The sequence below is a fragment of the Roseivivax halodurans JCM 10272 genome, assembly GCF_000521785.1.
In the GTDB taxonomy this organism is placed as follows: Bacteria; Pseudomonadota; Alphaproteobacteria; order Rhodobacterales; family Rhodobacteraceae; genus Roseivivax; species Roseivivax halodurans.
In genome coordinates, this window is sequence record NZ_JALZ01000013.1 from 19,693 (window position 1) to 38,575 (window position 18,883).

Sequence of the window (18,883 nt, forward strand, 5' to 3'; positions counted from 1 at the left end):
AGGCCGCGGTCAGCCCTCGTTTCGCTCCCGCCGCAGCTTCGCGAAATAGTCGACTCGCTTCTTCAGGTCCCGCTCGAAGCCGCGCTCCACCGGCGCATAGAACGCCTCGCGCTCCATGTCGTCGGGAAAGTAGTCCTGCCCCGAGAACCCGTCCTCGGCGTCGTGGTCGTAGGCATAATCCTTGCCGTAACCCTGATCCTTCATCAGCGACGTCGGCGCGTTGAGGATGTGCTTGGGCGGCATAAGCGAGCCCGTGGACTTCGCCGCCCGCCGCGCTGCCTTGTAGGCCACGTAAGCCGCGTTCGATTTCGGCGCGAGCGCGAGGTAGACGATCGCCTGCGCCAGCGCCAGCTCGCCCTCGGGCGAGCCCAGCCGCTCGTAGGTGTTCCAGCTCTCGAGGCACATGCCCTGCGCCTGCGGATCGGCGAGCCCGATATCCTCGACCGCCATCCGCGTGATCCGCCGCGCGAGGTAGCGCGGATCCTCCCCGGCTTCGAGCATCCGCGCAAACCAGTAGAGCGCGGCGTCGGGATCGGACCCCCGCACCGATTTGTGCAGCGCGGAGATGAGGTTGTAATGCCCGTCGCCGGACTTGTCGTATTGCGCCGCCCGCCGCATCAGCCGGGTCCGCAGCGCCTCGGTGTCGAGGTCGCCCTCGACGCGCCACGCCGCCACCTGCTCCACGAGGTTGAGAAGCGCCCGGCCGTCGCCGTCCGCCATCTCGATGAGCGCCCGCCGCGCCTGATCGTCGAGCGGCAGCGCCCGGTCCATCTCGGCCTCGGCACGTGAGGCCATGAGCTCTAGCTCCTCGGCCGAGAGCCGCTCCAGCACCAGCACCTGCGCGCGGCTCAGGAGCGCCGCGTTCAGCTCGAAGGACGGGTTCTCCGTGGTCGCCCCGACCAGCAGGATCGTCCCGTCCTCCATATGCGGCAGGAAGCTGTCCTGCTGCGCCTTGTTGAACCGGTGGATCTCGTCGACGAAGAGCAGCGTGCCCTGACCCGTGCGCCGCCGCTGCTTGGCCGCCTCGAACACCTTCTTGAGTTCCGCGACCCCCGAGAAGATCGCGCTGATCTGCACGAAATGCAGCTCGGTCTCGTCGGCCAGCAGCCGCGCGATGGTGGTCTTGCCCACCCCCGGCGGTCCCCAGAAGACGAGGCTCGACAGCGTCCCCGACGCCAGCATCACGCCGAGCGGCCCGTCGGGCCCGATCACCTTCTGCTGCCCGATCACTTCCGTCAGGCGCGTCGGCCGCAGGCGGTCTGCCAGCGGGCGCGGCGCGCGGCCGGCGGGATCGGGCTCACCCGGGGCAGGATCGAAGAGATCGGCCATTCAGACGCGGAACCGCAGCATGACGCGCCTGCCGTCCCGCTCCGCCTCGATGGCGATCCGCGGCAAAGCCGAGCGCAGGGCGGGGCCCACGTCCCGCGGCGCCTCGATGGCGTAGCCGTTGACGCCCGAAATCACGTCGCCCGCCGCAAGCCCGGCCCGCGCACCCCACGGCCCGGGATCGAGCACCACGACCCCCTCGGTCAGAAGCGGCAGCCCCATCTCGGCGATCACCGCGGGGTTCGCATGGGCCACCGTGAGTCCCGGCAGCACCTCGCGCTCGCCGAGACTTACGGTCTCGCGCGCCGGCTCGTCGGGGGCCGCGATCAGCGCAACCTCAATGTCCCGCGTCTCGCCCCGGCGGGCGGCAGTCACCCGGCTCGTCGCTCCGATCCCGCGCACGGAAAGGCGATAGATCATCTCGGCGGGCGTGTTCACCTCGCTGCCGTCCACCGCCTCGATCACCGCGCCCGCCTCGAGCCCCGCCGCCGCGAAGGGGCTCGCGGGATGGATCGCCGAGATCAGCACACCCGCGGGCCGCATCTGCCCGAGACTTTCCGACAGCTCGGCATCGACCGGCTGGCCGGTGAGGCCCGCCCAGGGCCGCGTGAAGGTCTCGTTCCCGGCCTCCGCCTGCGCCACGAACTGCGCGACGAGCGCCGCCGGGATCGCGAAACCGATCCCGTTCGAGCCACCCGACCGCGACAGGATCGAGGTGTTGACCCCGATCAGCCGGCCTTGCGTGTCGATCAACGCACCGCCCGAATTGCCGGGATTGATCGGTGCGTCGGTCTGGACGAAGTAGCCGCGTCCGCCCTCCGACGCCGCGCCCGACCGCGCCAGACCCGACACGATCCCCGACGTCACCGTCTGCCCGACCCCGAACGGATTGCCGATGGCGAGCACCAGCTCGCCGACCGCCACGTCGTCGCTGTCCCGAAGCGGCAGGTGCGGCATATCCTCCGCGCCCTCGAGCCGCAGGATCGCGAGGTCCGCCTCCTCGTCGGCCAGCAGCACGCGCGCCTCGAACTCCCGCCGGTCGTTCAGCACCACCCGGATGTCCTGCGCACCGCCGACGACATGGAAGTTCGAGACCACGATCCCGTCCTCCGACAGGATCACGCCCGAGCCGAGCGAGTTCTGCACCCGCGGCCGCCCGGCGCCGAAGTTCCGGAAGAACTCGCCGAAGAACGGATCCCCGGCGAAGGGCGAGCGGCTCTGCACGACGCGGCTCGCATAGATGTTGACGACCGCCGGCGCGGCCTCCTCGACGAGCGGCGCGAAGGACAGCGAGATCTCCGCCCGGCTCTGGGGCACCCGCTCGTCTGCCACGAGCGCAGCGGGCAGCGCGGAGAGGGGCAGGGCGGCGATCAGAAGGGCGGTCAGCAGGCGCATCGGTCGGAATTCCTCACGCCCCCGGATATGTCCTTCCCGGGGGCCGATGACAAGCGCCGGCGCCCGCCCTCAGATGGCCGCCTTGCGGCTCTCGTCGAGGTAGATCTCGCGCAGGCGCGCAGCGAGCGGACCCGGCGTGCCACCGCCGAGCGCGACGCCGTCGATCTCGACCACGGGCGTCACGAAGGCCGAGGCGGAGGTGATGAATGCCTCGTCCGCGCCCTGCGCTTCCTCGATGGTAAAGGGGCGCTCCTCCACCTTCATCTGCGCCTCGCGGGCAAAGCGCAGCACCGCCGCCCGGGTGATCCCATGCAGGATGTCGGTCGAGAGCTGCCGCGTCACGATCGTGTCGCCCTTGACGATATAGGCGTTGTTCGAGGTTCCTTCCGTCACCGCCCCGTCCTCGACCATCCAGGCATCATCCGCGCCGGCCTTCTTGGCCATCATCTTGCCCATCGACGGATAGAGCAGCTGCACCGTCTTGATGTCGCGACGGCCCCAGCGCTGGTCCTCGATCGAAATGATGCGGATGCCTTCTTTGGCCGCCGGGCTCTCCGCGAGGCCGGGTTTGGACTGGGTAAACAGGACCACCGTCGGCTCGGTCGTCTCTGGATCGGGGAAGACGAAGTCGCGGTCGCCGGGCGCGCCGCGGGTGACCTGCAGGTAGATCAGCCCGTCCTCGATCTCGTTGAGGCGCACCAGCTCGCGGTGGATCTCGAGAAGCTCGTCCCGCCCCATCGGGCTCGGCATGTCGAGCTCGCTGAGCGAGCGGTCCAGCCGCTTGGCGTGGCCGTCGAAATCGATCAGCTTGCCGCCGAGCACGCTGGTCACCTCGTAGACCCCGTCGGCCATCAGGAAGGCGCGGTCGAAGATCGACACCTTGGCTTCGGTTTCGGGCAGGTACTCTCCGTTCACGTAGACGGTGCGCATGACGCTCTCCTCGAAAGTTGTCGCAGACCTCGCCGAAGCGGCGGAGGCGGTCAAGGTCGGTCGATCAGCCCCAAAGCTCGGCCTCGGGCGGGTGCACGCCCGCCTCGTCGAAGCGCAGGGGCGCCTTCCGGTCCTCGGCAAGCAGCAGCGGCCCGTCGAGATCGGTCACCGCCGCGCCCTGCGCCACCAGCACCGCCGGCGCCATGGCCAGCGAGGAGCCGACCATGCAACCGACGAAGATGCCGAAGCCCGCGCGCTCGGCCTCCTGGCGCAGCGCCAGCGCCTCGGTCAGCCCGCCGGTCTTGTCGAGCTTGATGTTGGCGATGTCGTAGAGCCCGGTCAGATGCGCGAGCGAGGCGCGGTCGTGGCAGCTCTCGTCGGCGCAGATCGGCACCGGGCGGTCGAGCCCGCGCAGCGCCTCGTCCTCGCCCGCGGGCAGCGGCTGCTCGACGAGCTCCACCCCGAGACGCTGCAGATGCGGCGCGAGATCGGCATAGACCTCCGCCGTCCAGCCTTCGTTGGCGTCGATGATGATCCGCGATTTCGGCGCGCCCGCGCGCACCGCCTCGAGCCGCGCCATGTCGTCGGGCGTGCCGAGCTTCACCTTCAGGAGCGGCCGCCAGGAATGCTTCGCCGCCGCCTCGCGCATCAGCGGCGCCTCCTGCAGCGACAAAGTGTAGGCGGTGATCTCGGGCCCTGGCTTCGGCAGCCCGGCAAGCTCCCAGACGCGCCGCCCCTCGCGCTTCGCCTCGAGGTCCCAAAGCGCGCAATCGACCGCGTTTCGCGCCGCGCCCGCCGGCAGAAGCTCCTGCAGCGCGGCGCGGTCGAAGCCGTCGGGAAGCCCCGCGATCTCGGCCTCGACGCTTTCCAGCGTCTCGTCGTAGCGCGCGTAGGGCACGCATTCGCCGCGCCCGGTGACGCCGCCTTCGGTCACTGTCACGGTCAGCACCCGTGCCTCGGTGCGGCTGCCGCGGGCGATGGTGAAGGCCTCGGCCAGCGGGAAGACGTCGCGCGTCACCTCGATCTGCATGTCCTGCCCTTCTTCTTGATGAAAATATCCATACTCCGGCGCGGGCCGTCCCGCGCCGGGGCCGGGGTTCAGAGCGCCTGCAGCGCCTCGACGAGCGGTCCGGTTCCGTGGCGGTAGGGGTCGACCGCCGGCAGGCCCATCCGGTCCTCGACCTGCCGCAGATAGGCCTCGGCCTCGCTGTCATCGAGGGCGGCGGTGTTCACCGACACGCCGACGACCTGGCAGCCGGGATTCGGCACGCGGGCGAGTTCCAGCGCCATGTCGCGCAGGGCCTCGAGCGAGGGCAGCGCGTAGCCCGGCAGGCCGCGCATGTGGGTGCGCGTCGGTACGTGGCAGAGGATCAGCGCGTCGGGCTGCCCGCCGTGGATCAGCGCCAGCGTCACGCCCGAATAGGAGACGTGGAAGAGGCTGCCCTGCCCCTCGATCACGTCCCAGTGGTCCTCGTCGTTGTCAGGCGTCAACCATTCGACCGAGCCGGCCATGAAGTCGGCCACCACCGCGTCGAGCGGGATGCCCTCGCCGGTGATCAGGATGCCGGTCTGGCCGGTGGCGCGGAAGGAGGATTTCAGGCCCGCCTTCTTCATGTCGCGGTCGAGCGCGAGCGCGGTGTACATCTTGCCGATCGAGCAATCGGTGCCGACGGCGAGCACGCGCCGGCCTTTCCGCTTCTCACCGGTCGCGATGGGATACTCGACCTCGGGTACGCGCACGTCGTGCAGCGCGCGGCCGGTCTCCTCGGCCTTTGCCTTGAGGTCGGGCTCGTTGCGCAGGAGGTTGTGCAGGCCCGAAGCGAGGTCGAAGCCCTCGTCGAGCGCCGCCAGCAGCACTTCCTTCCAGGCCGCCGAGATCTTGCCGCCGCGGTTGGCGACGCCGATCACCAGCGTCTTGGCCCCGGCCTCCTTCGCCTCGGCGAGCCCCATGTCGGGAAGGCGCATGTCCGCCTTGCAGCCCTCCATGCGGTACTGGCCGACGCAGTTCTCCGGCCTCCAGTCCTTGATCCCCTGCGCCACCTTCGCGGCCAGAGGGTCGGGCGCGTCGCCCAGGAACAGCAGGTACGGTGTCTCGATCATCAAGGGCCTCCGGGTCTGATGCGCGCGAGCCTCGCGCGCCCTTGCCGGGAGTGTGTCGCAAAATGCGCGGGTTTCCAGTGCCAGACGGGACATCCTGCCCGCAAGTCGTGCTGCCGCCGAAGAAATGTGCACCGGAAAGTGGTCTCCCGACACCCGGCCCGCGACGCTGCAGCTGCAGAAAGCCGCTTGATCCGCGGCGCGCACGCTTCTATCCCTCGAGGCGAGCAAAGCGAAACATTATTGCGCGAGGGTTCCATGTCGTTCCGTATCCAGCCCGCCCCGGTGGCCCGTCTGAACCGCTGCCAGCTCTTCGGACCGGGCTCGCGGCCCGCGATCTTCGAGAAGATGGCCGCTTCGGACGCCGACGTGATCAACCTCGACCTCGAGGATTCGGTTGCGCCGGACGACAAGGCCTCCGCCCGCGCCAACATCATCGCCGCGATCGGCGACATCGACTGGGGCGAGAAGACCCTGTCGGTGCGGATCAACGGGCTCGACACGCCGTTCTGGTACCGCGACGTCGTGGACCTCATGGAGCAGGCCGGCGATCGGATCGACCTCATCATGATCCCGAAGGTGGGCAACGCCGCCGACATCTACGCGGTCGACGCTCTGGTGACCGCGATCGAGCGCGCCAAGGGGCGGACGAAACCGCTCGGTTTCGAGGTGATCATCGAGAGCGCGGCGGGCATCTCCCGCGTGGAGGAGATCGCCGCGGCGAGCCCCCGGATGCAGGCGATGAGCCTCGGCGCCGCGGATTTCGCCGCCTCCATGGGCATGGCGACGACCGGCATCGGCGGCACGCAGGAGAATTACTACATGCACCGCGAGGGCGAGCGCTACTGGTCGGACCCCTGGCACTGGGCGCAGGCGGCGATCGTCGCGGCCTGCCGCACGCACGGGGTGCTGCCGGTCGACGGCCCCTTCGGGGATTTCTCTGACGACGAGGGCTTCCGCGCGCAGGCGCGCCGCTCGGCGACGCTCGGCATGGTCGGGAAATGGGCGATCCACCCCAAGCAGGTGACGCTCTGCAACGAGATCTTCACGCCCTCCGAGGAAGCCGTGGGCGAGGCGCGCGAGATCCTCGAGGCGATGGAGGAGGCCAAGAGGCGCGGCGAGGGCGCGACGGTCTACAAGGGCCGCCTCGTCGACATCGCCTCGATCAAGCAGGCCGAGGTCATCGTGCGCCAGGCCGAGATGATCGGCATGTGAGGGGGCCGGGGGCAGGGGGCTCCACCCCCTTCGCCTTGCGGCGAATTCCCCCGGGATATTTCCATCAAGAAGAAGGGGCGGCGTCAGGCCTCGGGCGCGCGGGTGAAGCCGCGGAAGTAGAGGTAGATCGCACCCGAGACCGCCGCGACGAGCGCGGACTTCGCGAGGAAGTCGGGGTGAAGCCCGCCGCCGAGCGCGGCCGAGATCGCCGAGACGAGATCGCCCACCAGCGTCAGCGCCGCGACGAACATCGCCCCGTGCGCGAGCCAGTCGCGCACCGCCGAGCGGCGCAGCGAGCGGTCCGCACGGGCGGCACTGGCCGTGCGCAGGTTCAGCAGCAGGAAGAGCGGCGCGAAGACGACGAGGCTCGCGAGCGCGCTGCGCTCCCGCCAGTCCGACCAGACGAAGGCGTCGGCCGGATCGCCCAGCCAGGCGTCGATCAGCGCGAAGCCCAGATTGACCGCCTGGAAGACCGAGATCGCCAGCGCAACGAACATGAGCCCGTAGACCAACGCCTCGCGCGCCGAGACGGCAGGTCGCGGCCGCGGGACGGGCAGGGGATAGCTGACCTCGGCCCAGTCCGCGAGCGCCTTGCGCGCCTCGCCCTCCGACCAGCCCGCCTGCGTCAGCGCCGCCGTGATCTCGGGCCGCGTGTGGCCCGCCCTCAACGCGTCCGCGACGAAGGCGCCGAGCCGGTCCGAGGCGCGCATCAGCTCTTCGGGCCGACGTTCTCGGCGAAGCTCTTCTCGAAATCCTGCTGCTTTTCGGGCGAGGCGTCGGTCTGGTGCTTCGCCTTCCATTCGGCCATCGGCATGCCGTAGAAGATCTCGCGTGCCTCGTCCTTGCCCATCTCGATGCCGCGCTCCTGCGCCGCCTCCTGGTACCAGCGCGAAAGGCAGTTCCGGCAGAAGCCCGCGAGGTTCATCAGGTCGATGTTCTGAACGTCCGTGCGCTCTTCCATCAGGTGCTGGCGCAGCCGGCGGAAAGCTGCGGCCTCGAGCTCGATGCGGGTCTGGTCGTCCATGGGATCCTCCGTGATGTCGCCTCAGACATCGGACCTGCCGCGTCCGGGTTCAAGACGTCGGCGGGCGACTGGGGGCTTGCATGGGCCCCCGGAAATCGCGCAGGTCTGGGACAATTGCGGTGCGCCACGCGATCGGGCATAAGTCAGGCGAGCCGTTAGCGATAACGGGCACCGATGCCATGCCACCGCCCGCGCGAGTCCGGGCCACGACCGACAGCAGGGGAATTCCATGAGACGGATGCGCAACGTGAAGATCGTGGCCACGCTCGGCCCGGCCTCCTCGACCTACGAGGTCATCCGCGAGCTGCACGAGGCCGGCGCCGACGTGTTCCGCCTCAACATGAGCCACGGCACCCACGAGGATATAGCCGCCCGCCACGCGATCATCCGGCAGGTGGAGCGCGACCTCGATTCGACGATCGCCATCCTCGCCGACCTGCAGGGCCCGAAGCTCCGCGTCGGCACCTTCGCGAACGGCTCCGAGGAGCTCGAGGAGGGCGCGTCCTTCCGGCTCGACACGGACGATGCGCCGGGAGACGCCAACCGCGTGCAGCTCCCCCATCCCGAGATCTTCCAGGTGCTCGAGCCGGGCGCCTCGCTTCTCGTCAACGATGGCAAGATCCGCCTGAAGGTCGAGCAATGCGGCGCCGATTTCGCCGATTGCACCGTGACCGTGGGCGGCACGATCTCGAACCGCAAGGGCGTGAACGTGCCCGACGTGGTGCTGCCGGTGGCGGCGCTGTCGGACAAGGACCGCAAGGATCTCGAGTTCGTCTGCGAGCTCGGCGTCGACTGGCTGGCGCTCTCCTTCGTTCAGCGGGCCGAGGACGTGACTGAGGCGCGCGATCTCGCCCGGGGCCGCGCCGCGATCCTGTCGAAGATCGAGAAGCCCGCAGCGGTCAAGGCGTTCAACTCGATCCTCGAGGTCTCGGACGGGATCATGGTCGCGCGCGGCGATCTCGGCGTCGAGCTGCCGGTGCAGAACGTTCCCCCGATCCAGAAACGCCTCACCCGGATCTGCCGCGCCGCCGCCAAGCCCGTCATCGTCGCGACCCAGATGCTCGAATCGATGATCGAGAGCCCGATGCCCACCCGCGCCGAGGTCTCGGACGTCGCCACCGCGATCTACGAGGGCTCCGACGCGATCATGCTTTCGGCTGAATCGGCCGCTGGGCAGTACCCGATCGAGGCAGTGACGACGATGGACAACGTCGCCCGCGAGGTCGAGAACGACCCCAACTACCGCCAGATCATCAACGCCCAGCGGGGCGCCGTGCGCGAGAGCGTGGCCGACGCCATCGTCGCCGCCGCCCGCGAGATCACCGAGACGACCGACATCAAGGCGATCTGCTGCTACACCCAGACCGGCACCACGGCGCTCCTTATCGCGCGCGAGCGCCCGCCGGTGCCGATCCTCGCGCTCTCGTCGCAGCAGGTCACCGCGCGGCGGCTGGCGCTGTCGTGGGGCACCAATTGCGTCGTCACTGCCGAACTCGACCGCTTCAAGAGCGCGGTGGTCAACGCCGCCCGCGCCGCGCGCAAGCTCGGCTATGCCGGCCCCGAGGACCAGATCGTCGTGACCGCCGGCGTGCCGTTCAACACCACCGGGACCACGAACATCCTCCGCGTCGCCCCCTGCGACGAGCGGCTGATCTTCAACACCGATCCCGAATAGGGCAGGGCTTGCCAAGCGCGGGCCGCTCCGTTAGAGGGGCGGCTCGCACACCTGCGCGGCCGGCCGGATCGGTATGCCGAGTCGCGTTTTCCCGATCTCTGACGACCAGGAGAGAGTCAAATGCCGAAGATGAAGACCAAGTCGAGCGCCAAGAAGCGCTTCAAGGTGACGTCGAGCGGCCGCGTGGTCGCCGCCCAGGCCGGCAAGCAGCACGGCATGATCAAACGTACCAAGAAGTTCATTCGCGATGCCCGCGGCACGACCACGCTGTCGAAGCCGGACGAGAAGATCGCGAAGGGCTTCATGCCCTACGACCGCTGAAGTAGGCCGAGAGGAGTTTAGACCATGTCCCGTACCAAAGGCGGAACCGTCACCCACGCGCGCCACAAGAAGATCACGAAGGCGGCCAAAGGCTACTTCGGTCGGCGCAAGAACACCTTCCGCACCGCCACGCAGGCGGTCGACAAGGCGAACCAGTACGCGACGCGCGACCGCAAGGCGCGCAAGCGCAATTTCCGCGCGCTCTGGATCCAGCGCATCAACGCGGCCGTCCGCACGCATGACGAGACGCTGACCTATTCGCGCTTCGTCAATGGCCTGTCGCTCGCCGGCATCGAGGTCGACCGCAAGGTGCTCGCCGACCTCGCCGTGCACGAGCCTGAGGCCTTCGGCGCGATCGTCGAGAAGGCGAAGGGCGCGCTCGCGGCCTGATCCGCGACACGAGTTTCGAGACTTGCAGAGGGCCGTCCCGCCGGGGCGGCCCTCTTGCGTTGCCGGCGCGGCTTGCAGTGGCCGCGCGCTGCCGCTAGCTAGGCCCCGGCTCACTCCCTGGAGGCATCCGATGGACGATCTGCGCACCACCTATCTCGGCCGTATCGCAGAGGCCGAGGACGAGGCCACGCTCGAGGCGCTCCGCGTCGAGGCGGTGGGCAAGAAGGGCGAGGTGTCCCTCAAGATGCGCGAACTCGGCAAGATGAGTGCCGAGGAACGTCAGGTGATGGGCCCTAAGCTCAATGCCCTCAAGGATGAGATCAACTCCGCGCTCGCCGCCAAGAAGGAGGCGCTCGCCGATTCCGCGCTCGACGAACGGCTCCGCGCCGAATGGCTCGACGTCACGCTCCCCGGCCGGCCGCGCCGCACGGGCACGATCCATCCCGTCAGCCAGGTGACCGAAGAGGTGACGGCGATATTCGCCGACATGGGCTTCGCCGTTGCCGAGGGGCCGCAGATCGACACCGACTGGTACAATTTCGACGCGCTCAACATCCCCTCGCACCACCCCGCGCGGGCCGAGATGGATACGTTCTACATGCACCGCGCAGAGGGCGACGACCGTCCGCCCCACGTGCTGCGCACCCACACCTCGCCGGTCCAGATCCGGCACATGGAAAAGCACGGCGCGCCCTGCCGCATCATCGCCCCGGGCCGCGTCTACCGCGCCGATTACGACCAGACCCACACGCCGATGTTCCACCAGGTCGAGGGGCTCGCGCTCGACCGCGACATCTCGATGGCCAACCTCAAATGGGTGCTCGAGGAGTTCTTCGCCGCCTTCTTCGAGGTCGACGGCATCAAGACCCGGTTCCGCGCCTCGCACTTCCCCTTCACCGAGCCCTCGGCCGAGGTCGACATCCAGTGCTCGTGGGAGGGCGGCCAGCTCAAGATCGGCGAGGGCGACGGCTGGCTCGAGGTTCTTGGCTCCGGCATGGTGCACCCCCACGTCCTGCGCTCTGGCGGCGTCGATCCCGACGAATGGCAGGGCTTCGCCTTCGGCATGGGCATCGACCGCATCGCGATGCTGAAATACGGTATCCCCGACCTCCGCGCCTTCTTCGACAGCGATCTGCGCTGGCTCCGCCACTACGGCTTCCGCAGCCTTGACGTCCCGACCCTGCACGGCGGGCTCTCGTAATCGCGCGGGTGGGACCGGTCCGAGACGACCGGCCCCATGGCCGCGCCCGTCCGGGGGCTGGCCCTGGCTCCGGTAGCCCGGCAGGAAACCTCGAAGCTTCCGAATTCATTTCCCTTTCGACCGACACCGAAAGGGATTGTTGATGAAGCTCTTCCGCCACGAGACCCGCCAGCAGAGCGCCGAGACCCGCCGCCTCTACGCACGCTACGAAGTCGCGCACACGATCGTCGATTTCCTCGCCGCCTTCCTCTTCCTCGTCGGCTCCGTCCTCTTCTTCTGGAAGGCGCTCGAGACCGCCGCGATCTGGTGCTTCGTGATCGGCTCGGTCTTCTTCTGCGTGAAGCCGACCCTCCGCCTTGCCCGCGAGATCCATCTCTGGCGCATCGGCCGGACCGACACTCTCGCCAGGGCCGAAGAGCAGACCATCGGCTGACCCATCCGTGCCGGAAACGCGCCGAAATTCCGTACGAAACACCCCGAATTTTGTAAGTTTCGTACGAAACCCGTCCGCCCTTTCCGTCCCCGTGCCGATCCGGTAGGAGAGCACCGACCCTGTGACGACCCGAGGCGCGCGCGATGAAGTTCACCCTTTCCTGGCTCAAGGATCACCTCGACACGACCGCAAGCGTGGACGAGATCGCAGAGACCCTGACCGACCTCGGCCTCGAGGTGGAAGGCGTTGAAAATCCTGCCGAACGGCTGGGCGCCTTCACCCTCGGCAAGGTCGTCGCCGCCGAAAAGCACCCCGACGCCGACAAGCTCAAGGTCTGCCGGGTGGAGACGGACGAGGGCGAGCAGCAGATCATCTGCGGCGCCCCCAACGCGCGCGAGGGCATCACCGTCGTCGTCGCCAAGCCCGGCACCTATGTGCCCGGAATCGATACCACAATTCAGGTCGGCAAGATCCGCGGCATCGAGAGCTTCGGCATGATGTGCTCGATGCGCGAGATGGAGCTGTCGGACGAGCACGACGGCATCATCGAACTGCCCTCGGGCGACGTCGGGCAGCGCTTCACCGACTGGCTGGCCGAGCACGACCCCGCCAAGGTCGACCCGGTGATCGAGATCGCGATCACGCCCAACCGCCCCGACGCGCTCGGCGTGCGCGGTATCGCCCGCGACCTCGCCGCCCGCGGCCTCGGCACCATGAAGGCACGCGATTGCGATCCCGTGAAGGGCGCGTTCGAGAGTCCCCTCAAGGTCACCATCGACGACGACGCCCGCGACGGCTGCCCGGTCTTCTACGGCCGCCTCATCCGCGGTGTGAAGAACGGTCCCTCGCCCGAGTGGCTGCAGACCGCACTGCGCGCCATCGGCCTGCGTCCCATCTCCTTTCTCGTTGATGTGACGAACTTTTTCACCTTCGACCGCAACCGTCCGCTGCATGTCTTCGACGCCGGCAGGGTGAAGGGAAACCTGCGCGTGCACCTCGCGCAGGGCGGCGAGACGCTTCATGCGCTCGACGAGCGGACCTACACGCTCGAGCCCGGCATGATCGCCATCTCCGACGATGCCGGCGTGCAGAGCCTCGGCGGCATCATGGGCGGCGAGGCGACCGGCGTGACCGAAGAGACGACCGACGTCTTCCTCGAAGCCGCTTTCTTCGATCCGATCCGCACCGCCCATACCGGCCGCGCGCTCAAGATCAACTCGGACGCCCGCTACCGGTTCGAGCGTGGCATCGACCCCGAATGGACCCCGCACGGGATCGAGCACGCGACACGCATGATCCTCGACATCGCCGGGGGCGAGGCCAGCGAAGTCGTTGTGGCGGGCAAGATCCCCGATCATTCCCGCGCCTATCATCTTGATACCGAACGCTGTTCGTCGCTCGTCGGCATGGACATCCCGGCCGAGACCCAACGCGCCACGCTCGAGGCACTCGGCTTCGAGATGGAGGGCGACATGGCGCATGTGCCGTCCTGGCGCCCGGATGTGATGGGCAGTGCGGACCTCGTCGAAGAGGTCGCCCGCATCGCCTCGCTGACGAAGCTCGAGGGCAAGCCGATGCCGCGCCCGAGCCCGGGCGTGCCGAAACCGATCCTCTCGCCCCAGCAGAAGCGCGAGCAGGCGGCACGGCGGACCATGGCGGCGCTCGGCTACAACGAGTGCGTGACCTATTCCTTCATCGACCAGAAGGCGGCCGAGCTCTTCGGCGGCGGCGGGGATGCGACGATGCTCGCCAACCCGATCTCGTCCGAGATGAGCCACATGCGCCCCGCCTTGCTCCCGGGTCTGTTGCAGGCGGCTGCGCGCAACCAGGCGCGTGGCATGTCGGATCTCGCGCTCTTCGAGCTTGGCCACGCCTTCCAGGGCGGCGAGCCGGGTGAGCAACATCAACTGCTTACGGGACTTATTGTCGGCCGGACCGGTCCGAAGGACGTCCACGGCGCTGCGCGCCCGGTCGATCTCTACGACGTGAAGGCCGACGCCGAGGCCGTCCTCGCCGCCATCGGCGCACCGGCCAAGGTGCAGATCCTGCGCGGCGCGTCCGAATGGTGGCACCCGGGCCGCCACGGCATGATCTGCCTCGGGCCCAAGAAGGTGCTTGGCGTCTACGGCGAGATCCATCCCAAGGTGCTGAAAGCGCTGGATGTGAAGGGCCCCGCGGTCGGTTTCACCATCTGGCCCGCCAAAGTGCCCCTGCCCAAGCAGGCCCGCACCACGCGTCCCGCGCTCGATCTCAACGACCTCCAGCCGGTGGAGCGCGACTTTGCCTTCGTGGTGGACGAGAGCGTCGCGGCGCTCGACCTCGTCAACGCGGCGGCGGGTGCGGACAAGGCGCTGATCGAGGATGTGCGCGTCTTCGACGAGTTCGTTGGCGGTAGCCTCGGAGAGGGCAAGAAGTCCCTCGCGATCACCGTGCGGCTGCAGCCGCGCGACGCGACACTCAAGGAGAAGGACATCGAGGCGGTCAGCGCGAAGATCGTCGAGAAGGTCCAGAAAGCGACCGGCGCGACCCTGCGCGGCTGAAGCTTTGGGCGGTGCGGTGCGCCGCCCTACCTTTTCCTGCGGGACATTACGAAAGGGACAGCCATGGGCCTGACCATCTACCTCTCGGGCGAGATCCACACCGACTGGCGCGACCGGATCATCGACGGCGCGCAGGGGCTCGACGTGACGTTCTCCGGCCCGGTGACCGATCATGCGGCTTCCGACGATTGCGGCGTCGCGATCCTCGGGGCCGAGCAGAGCAAGTACTGGCACGACCACAAGGGCGCCATGGTCAACGCGCTGCGCACCCGCAAGGGCATTGCCGACGCCGACATCGTCGTGGTGCGCTTCGGGGACAAGTACAAGCAGTGGAATGCGGCTTTCGACGCGGGCTACGCTTCGGCGCTCGGCAAGAGCCTCGTCATCCTCCAGCCGGAGGACCACGATCACGCGCTGAAGGAAGTCGATGCCGCTGCGCTGGCGGTCGCCCGCGAGCCCGAGCAGGTTGTCGATATCCTGCGCTACGTGCTGACGGGCCAGCTGCCCGGCTGAGCCGGGTCTGACCTTAGTACATCGCCTCGAAGAGCTCGATGGTGACCGCTCCCCCGGCCTCGACGGAAGCGCTCCCGCGGGCGAGAAGCCAGCCATCCGCCCGTTCGAGCCGCGCGACGATCTGCCCGGTCGACGGCATGTCCGCGGGCATCTCGAAGGCGATCTCGGTCGACTTGCCGTCGCTCGAGACGAGCGCAGGCGTCACCGGACCGTCGCCGTCCGTGGCGATCACGAGACGTCCCTCCGGTATGACCTCCCCGCCGGCATAGGTCACCGTGCCGCGAACGTCTCCGGAGCTTGTCATACCGGGTGCCGCGGCCAGCAGGGCGGCAGCAGCGATGCCGGCGATCAGAAAGGTACGGCGGTCGATGGATCGTGCCATGGCGTGCCTCCTGGCATTGAATATTCCGAAGCAGTCTAGCGGCAAATGCCCGGAATTGGAGTGCGGGAGGGCGCGTATCGGCGCCCTCCCGCATGATCCTCAGATGATGAGGAAGTCCGATCCGGACAACCCGAGGCTGGCATCGAGCTCTGCGAATACGATCGCGTCCTCCTCGCCCGATCCGTCGATGTCGAAGGCGAGGCGTCCGTCGCTGGTGTCGTAAAGCAGGCGGTCGTTCGCATCCTGGGCCGTTCCGCTGGCGCTCGAGTGGAACGCGCCGAAGGAGAGCGGCCCCGCGTCTCCGAGCCCCGCGAAGATTTCGCTGTCGAGCAGGATCAGGTCCTCTCCGACCACGAAGTCGCGGATTTCGTCGACATTGCCTTCGCCGATTTCGGTCGAGAAGCGGAAGGAATCCTCTCCCTGACCGCCGCTGAGCAGATCGGCTCCGAGGCCCCCGTCGAGCAGGTCGTTGCCGCTACCACCGAAGAGCCGGTCGGATCCCGCGGTGCCCGGCTCTGCCGGCGCGGGCGGGAACTCGACCGAGACGTTCAGCTTGTAGGTCGAGCCTTCTGGCACCGAGGGGTCGAAATCGCCGGTCGTCGGCGACCACTGCCCCTCGAGGATGTAGTAGGTGCCGGTCTCCTCAACGCTGTAGACGAGGCTCGAATCCCGGTTCGTGGCCGAGCCCGGATCGCCGCCTGCATCGTCGTTCTGCGCCACGATATCTCCGCCGGCGTCGAGCAGGCGGATCCAGCTGTCATGCACGTCCGGATCGGCGATGCCGTCGATGTCGAGCGAGATGACCGTGCCGGCGGCGAGGTCGATCCTGAAGTAGTCGCCTTGGCCGTTGCCGGTCGATTCCACCGTGGTGTGAAGGACTTCCGTCGAGTCGAAGATGTCCGGATCCTCGGTCAGAGAGAAGTTGTCCGAGATATCGTACGCCGTCTCGAGCGTGTTGTTGTCGGCATCGGCCCCGAGGGTGGCATAGCCGCTGCCCAGACCCGGGCGCGGGATCGCCTCCTGCTGATAGGCGAAGTCGCCGAGGAGGGTGTCGTCGCCGCCCGCCCCAAGGAGAACATCGTCGCCGCCCTGACCGGTCAGGACGTTGCCGCTTCCGTCACCGCGCATCCGGTCGTCGAAGGCCGAGCCTGCAAGGTTTTCGATCGAGGTGTAGCGGTCTCCCTCGAGCTTGTTGCTTCGCAGATTGAGCCTCACCCCGCTCTCGGAGGTCGAATAATCCGCGGTGTCGCTCCCGCGCCCGCCTTCGAGCATGTCGGCGCCGCGCCCGCCGGTCAGGGTGTCGTCTCCCATGCCGCCGGAGAGCACGTTGACGCCATCTCCGCCGATCAGATGATCGCCGTAGATGGACCCCACCGCGTTCTCGATATCGACGAGGATGTCGTGACGGATGGTGGTCCCACGCCCGACGATCTGGACTGGTCCGTCCGCGTCGCCGCCCCGGGCCGTGCCTTCCGAGAGGTTGACCGTCACCGCGTCCGAGCTGCCGCTGTAATCCGCGGTATCGTTGCCCTCGCCGCCGTCGATGACATCCTGCCCGGCGCCGCCGATGATCCAGTCGTCGCCGCCTTCGCCGTAGAGCAGGTCGCCGTCGTTGCCGCCATCGAGCGTGTCGTCGCCATCACGTCCACTGAAGACGTCACCGCCGCCGCGCCCGATGAAGTGGTTCGCGTCTGCGGTGCCGATATAGCGGTCGATCCGGTCGTCAGAGCCGATCAGGTTCTCGATGCTGTAGAACCTGTCGCCCGACCCGGTGCCGCCGCTAGCGGTGTTGGTCTCGAGGTTCACGAGCAGCTGGAACGGGCTCTCCTGGCTGTAGTCCACGGTGTCGATGCCCGTGCCGCCCCTGAAGACGTCCTCGCCGTCCTGGCCGTAGAACACGTCGTCCCCGGCGCCGCCGTCGAGCAGATCGTTGCCCGCGCCACCGACGAGGGTGTCGTTGCCCGCGCCGCCGTAGAGCGCGTCGGCCTCGTCGCCGGTTTCGGTCTGGTCCTCGAGATCCTCGACATCGATCGTGTTGTTGATGTCGCGGCTCGCAAGCGTGTCCCGTCCGCCGATGATGTAGTCGTCACCGCCGAAGCCGAAGATGGTCTGGCCGCCCTCGCCGCCGTCGATCGTTTCGCTCGTCGCGTCCCCGAAGACGATCTCGGATGTCGCGGGCGCGCCCGGAACGTCAGTCTCACCGCCGTCGGCAACCGGCTCGCTACCGGACCCCCCGACATAGACGATGTTCTCCACGTTCTCGATCTCGCCGAGGTCGATGCCGTCGGACATCACGATGACCGTGTCGACGCCGCCGTTCACCTCTTCGCGCACGATGTCGTCGGCGCTGTCGACGAAATACGTGTCGTCGCCCGCGTTGCCGGCCATGCTGTCGGCGCCGCCGCGACCATCGAGCACGTTGTCGCCGTCATTGCCGATGAGGACGTCGGCGTAATCGCTGCCGATGCCGGTTTCGATGTAGTACTCGGTCTGGTCGGCGTTGTGCCCTTCGAAGATCGACACGTTGTTGCTGTGGCCGTTCACGCTCGAGAACTTGCCGGCCCGCAGGTCGAGGATCGTTCCCGCGGTCGAGCCCGAAAAGTCGATCGTGTCGTCGCCGCCGGTGTCGTGGATGACGAAGCCGATGTCGCGCTGCATGCCCGATGAGGTGAGCTCGTAGCCGTATTCGGTGCTGTTGAAGCCGTAGACGTTGTCGCCGGTCATCAGGTCGATCGTCTGGTAGGTGCGCTCACCTGTCTCTTCGTCCACCGTCGAGTAGAAGCGGCGGATGACCGCCTCGATATCGGCCATCAGCGGGGTCGTCGCCGACCAGCGCGAATCCTCACCGACATCGATCCCGTCGAAATAGGACATGACGCTGTATTGCTGGCGGTCGTAGGTCCAGGTCGCGTTGTTGAGATAATTGATCTGGACGCCGCCGGGGCCGCTGTAATTGTAGAGGCCGGGATGATTCAGGCCGAATTCGTGCCCGAACTCGTGTACGAAGCTGTCGAAGACGTAGCCGCCGATATCGGTGAGGTTCGGCTCGGTGTCGTGGAAGCGCTGGCCGATGCTGACATAGCGGTTGGACGAGAACGCGCTGCCGTCCGACGGCTCGCCGAGCTCGGGGCTGACGACCTCCATCCACTGGGTCGCGCGGTCAAACGGCTCGTCGTCGATGATCTCGAACTCGAGCGGCGTGACCGAGGACCACATCTGCAGCGCGCCAATGGCTGCTTCCTTGTATTCGGGATGGTCGTTCAGGTCACTCACATTGATCGCCAGCGGCTCGGACGCGATTTCGGGCGTCAGGCTGCGGTTCAACGCGCCGAGATAATCGAGAAAGGCGTCATAGTCCTCGCTCTTGTCGTAAGGGTTCTCGGGCGTCTGGTCATTGACCCACCATTGATCGGGGGATTGGTCGGGTGTGGGCATTCTGTT

The 18,883-nt window shown here is 67.9% G+C and carries 17 protein-coding genes; 8 read left to right on the forward strand and 9 right to left on the reverse strand.

Annotated features, from left to right (window positions below; translation table 11 throughout):
• Positions 1-9 precede the first annotated feature (9 nt).
• From OCH239_RS12795 to dgcN, 5 genes are all read right to left on the reverse strand, one after another.
• The gene (locus OCH239_RS12795) at positions 10-1,329 is read right to left on the reverse strand and encodes a replication-associated recombination protein A (RefSeq protein ID WP_037263301.1); all 1,320 of its coding nucleotides are present in this window, start codon (positions 1,327-1,329) and stop codon (positions 10-12) included.
• Positions 1,330-2,721: a trypsin-like peptidase domain-containing protein gene (locus tag OCH239_RS12800; RefSeq protein WP_037263303.1), complete on the reverse strand. Its 1,392-nt coding sequence runs from the start codon at positions 2,719-2,721 to the stop codon at positions 1,330-1,332. It lies immediately after the preceding gene.
• 69 nt (positions 2,722-2,790) lie between these two features.
• The gene (locus OCH239_RS12805) at positions 2,791-3,651 is read right to left on the reverse strand and encodes a D-amino-acid transaminase (RefSeq protein WP_037263305.1); all 861 of its coding nucleotides are present in this window, start codon (positions 3,649-3,651) and stop codon (positions 2,791-2,793) included.
• A gap of 64 nt (positions 3,652-3,715) precedes the next feature.
• A complete protein-coding gene (gene dgcA, locus OCH239_RS12810) occupies positions 3,716-4,681 on the reverse strand; it encodes an N-acetyl-D-Glu racemase DgcA (RefSeq protein WP_037263307.1) in 966 nt (321 codons plus the stop codon).
• Between the two features lie 68 nt (positions 4,682-4,749).
• Entirely contained in the window at positions 4,750-5,751 is a 1,002-nt protein-coding gene (gene dgcN / locus OCH239_RS12815) for an N-acetyltransferase DgcN (RefSeq protein WP_037263310.1), read from the reverse strand.
• Positions 5,752-6,006: 255 nt separating this feature from the next.
• On the opposite strand from dgcN, the gene OCH239_RS12820 reads away from it, so the two are divergent.
• Positions 6,007-6,963 (forward strand): L-malyl-CoA/beta-methylmalyl-CoA lyase, encoded by a 957-nt coding sequence (locus OCH239_RS12820; RefSeq protein ID WP_037263313.1) that lies wholly within the window; start codon positions 6,007-6,009, stop codon positions 6,961-6,963.
• 83 nt (positions 6,964-7,046) lie between these two features.
• On the opposite strand, the gene OCH239_RS12825 is transcribed toward OCH239_RS12820, so the two are convergent.
• Both OCH239_RS12825 and OCH239_RS12830 read right to left on the reverse strand, forming a co-directional pair.
• Positions 7,047-7,673: a DUF5671 domain-containing protein gene (locus OCH239_RS12825; RefSeq protein WP_037263315.1), complete on the reverse strand. Its 627-nt coding sequence runs from the start codon at positions 7,671-7,673 to the stop codon at positions 7,047-7,049.
• Positions 7,673-7,987 (reverse strand): DUF1244 domain-containing protein, encoded by a 315-nt coding sequence (locus OCH239_RS12830; protein WP_037263318.1) that lies wholly within the window; start codon positions 7,985-7,987, stop codon positions 7,673-7,675. Before OCH239_RS12830 ends, OCH239_RS12825 begins: the two co-directional genes overlap by 1 nt.
• A gap of 229 nt (positions 7,988-8,216) precedes the next feature.
• Here OCH239_RS12830 and pyk point away from each other — a divergent pair, with 229 nt between their 5' ends.
• The 7 genes from pyk to OCH239_RS12865 all read left to right on the forward strand — a co-directional run bounded on the left by pyk (position 8,217) and on the right by OCH239_RS12865 (position 15,060).
• Positions 8,217-9,662 carry a pyruvate kinase gene (gene pyk, locus OCH239_RS12835; protein ID WP_037263321.1) on the forward strand — a complete coding sequence of 482 codons (1,446 nt, stop codon included), beginning with the start codon at positions 8,217-8,219 and terminating at the stop codon, positions 9,660-9,662.
• Positions 9,663-9,782: 120 nt separating this feature from the next.
• Complete coding sequence (gene rpmI, locus OCH239_RS12840) at positions 9,783-9,983, forward strand: 50S ribosomal protein L35 (RefSeq protein WP_037263324.1); 201 nt, start codon at positions 9,783-9,785, stop codon at positions 9,981-9,983.
• A gap of 24 nt (positions 9,984-10,007) precedes the next feature.
• Positions 10,008-10,373, forward strand: a complete 366-nt coding sequence (gene rplT, locus OCH239_RS12845) for a 50S ribosomal protein L20 (RefSeq protein WP_037263328.1) — start codon at positions 10,008-10,010, stop codon at positions 10,371-10,373.
• 130 nt (positions 10,374-10,503) lie between these two features.
• A complete protein-coding gene (pheS, locus tag OCH239_RS12850) occupies positions 10,504-11,574 on the forward strand; it encodes a phenylalanine--tRNA ligase subunit alpha (RefSeq protein WP_037263329.1) in 1,071 nt (356 codons plus the stop codon).
• Between the two features lie 142 nt (positions 11,575-11,716).
• A complete protein-coding gene (locus OCH239_RS12855; RefSeq protein ID WP_037263331.1) occupies positions 11,717-12,007 on the forward strand; it encodes a YrhK family protein in 291 nt (96 codons plus the stop codon).
• 143 nt (positions 12,008-12,150) lie between these two features.
• Positions 12,151-14,547: a phenylalanine--tRNA ligase subunit beta gene (pheT, locus tag OCH239_RS12860; protein ID WP_037263333.1), complete on the forward strand. Its 2,397-nt coding sequence runs from the start codon at positions 12,151-12,153 to the stop codon at positions 14,545-14,547.
• Positions 14,548-14,610: 63 nt separating this feature from the next.
• Positions 14,611-15,060, forward strand: a complete 450-nt coding sequence (locus tag OCH239_RS12865) for a YtoQ family protein (protein ID WP_037263334.1) — start codon at positions 14,611-14,613, stop codon at positions 15,058-15,060.
• Between the two features lie 13 nt (positions 15,061-15,073).
• Here the strand turns inward: OCH239_RS12865 and OCH239_RS12870 are convergent, their stop codons facing one another.
• A complete protein-coding gene (locus OCH239_RS12870) occupies positions 15,074-15,442 on the reverse strand; it encodes a hypothetical protein (protein ID WP_037263337.1) in 369 nt (122 codons plus the stop codon).
• A gap of 99 nt (positions 15,443-15,541) precedes the next feature.
• On the reverse strand, positions 15,542-18,877 hold the full coding sequence (locus tag OCH239_RS12875) for a M10 family metallopeptidase C-terminal domain-containing protein (RefSeq protein ID WP_037263339.1): 3,336 nt from the start codon (positions 18,875-18,877) through the stop codon (positions 15,542-15,544).
• Between the last annotated feature and the right edge of the window lie 6 nt (positions 18,878-18,883).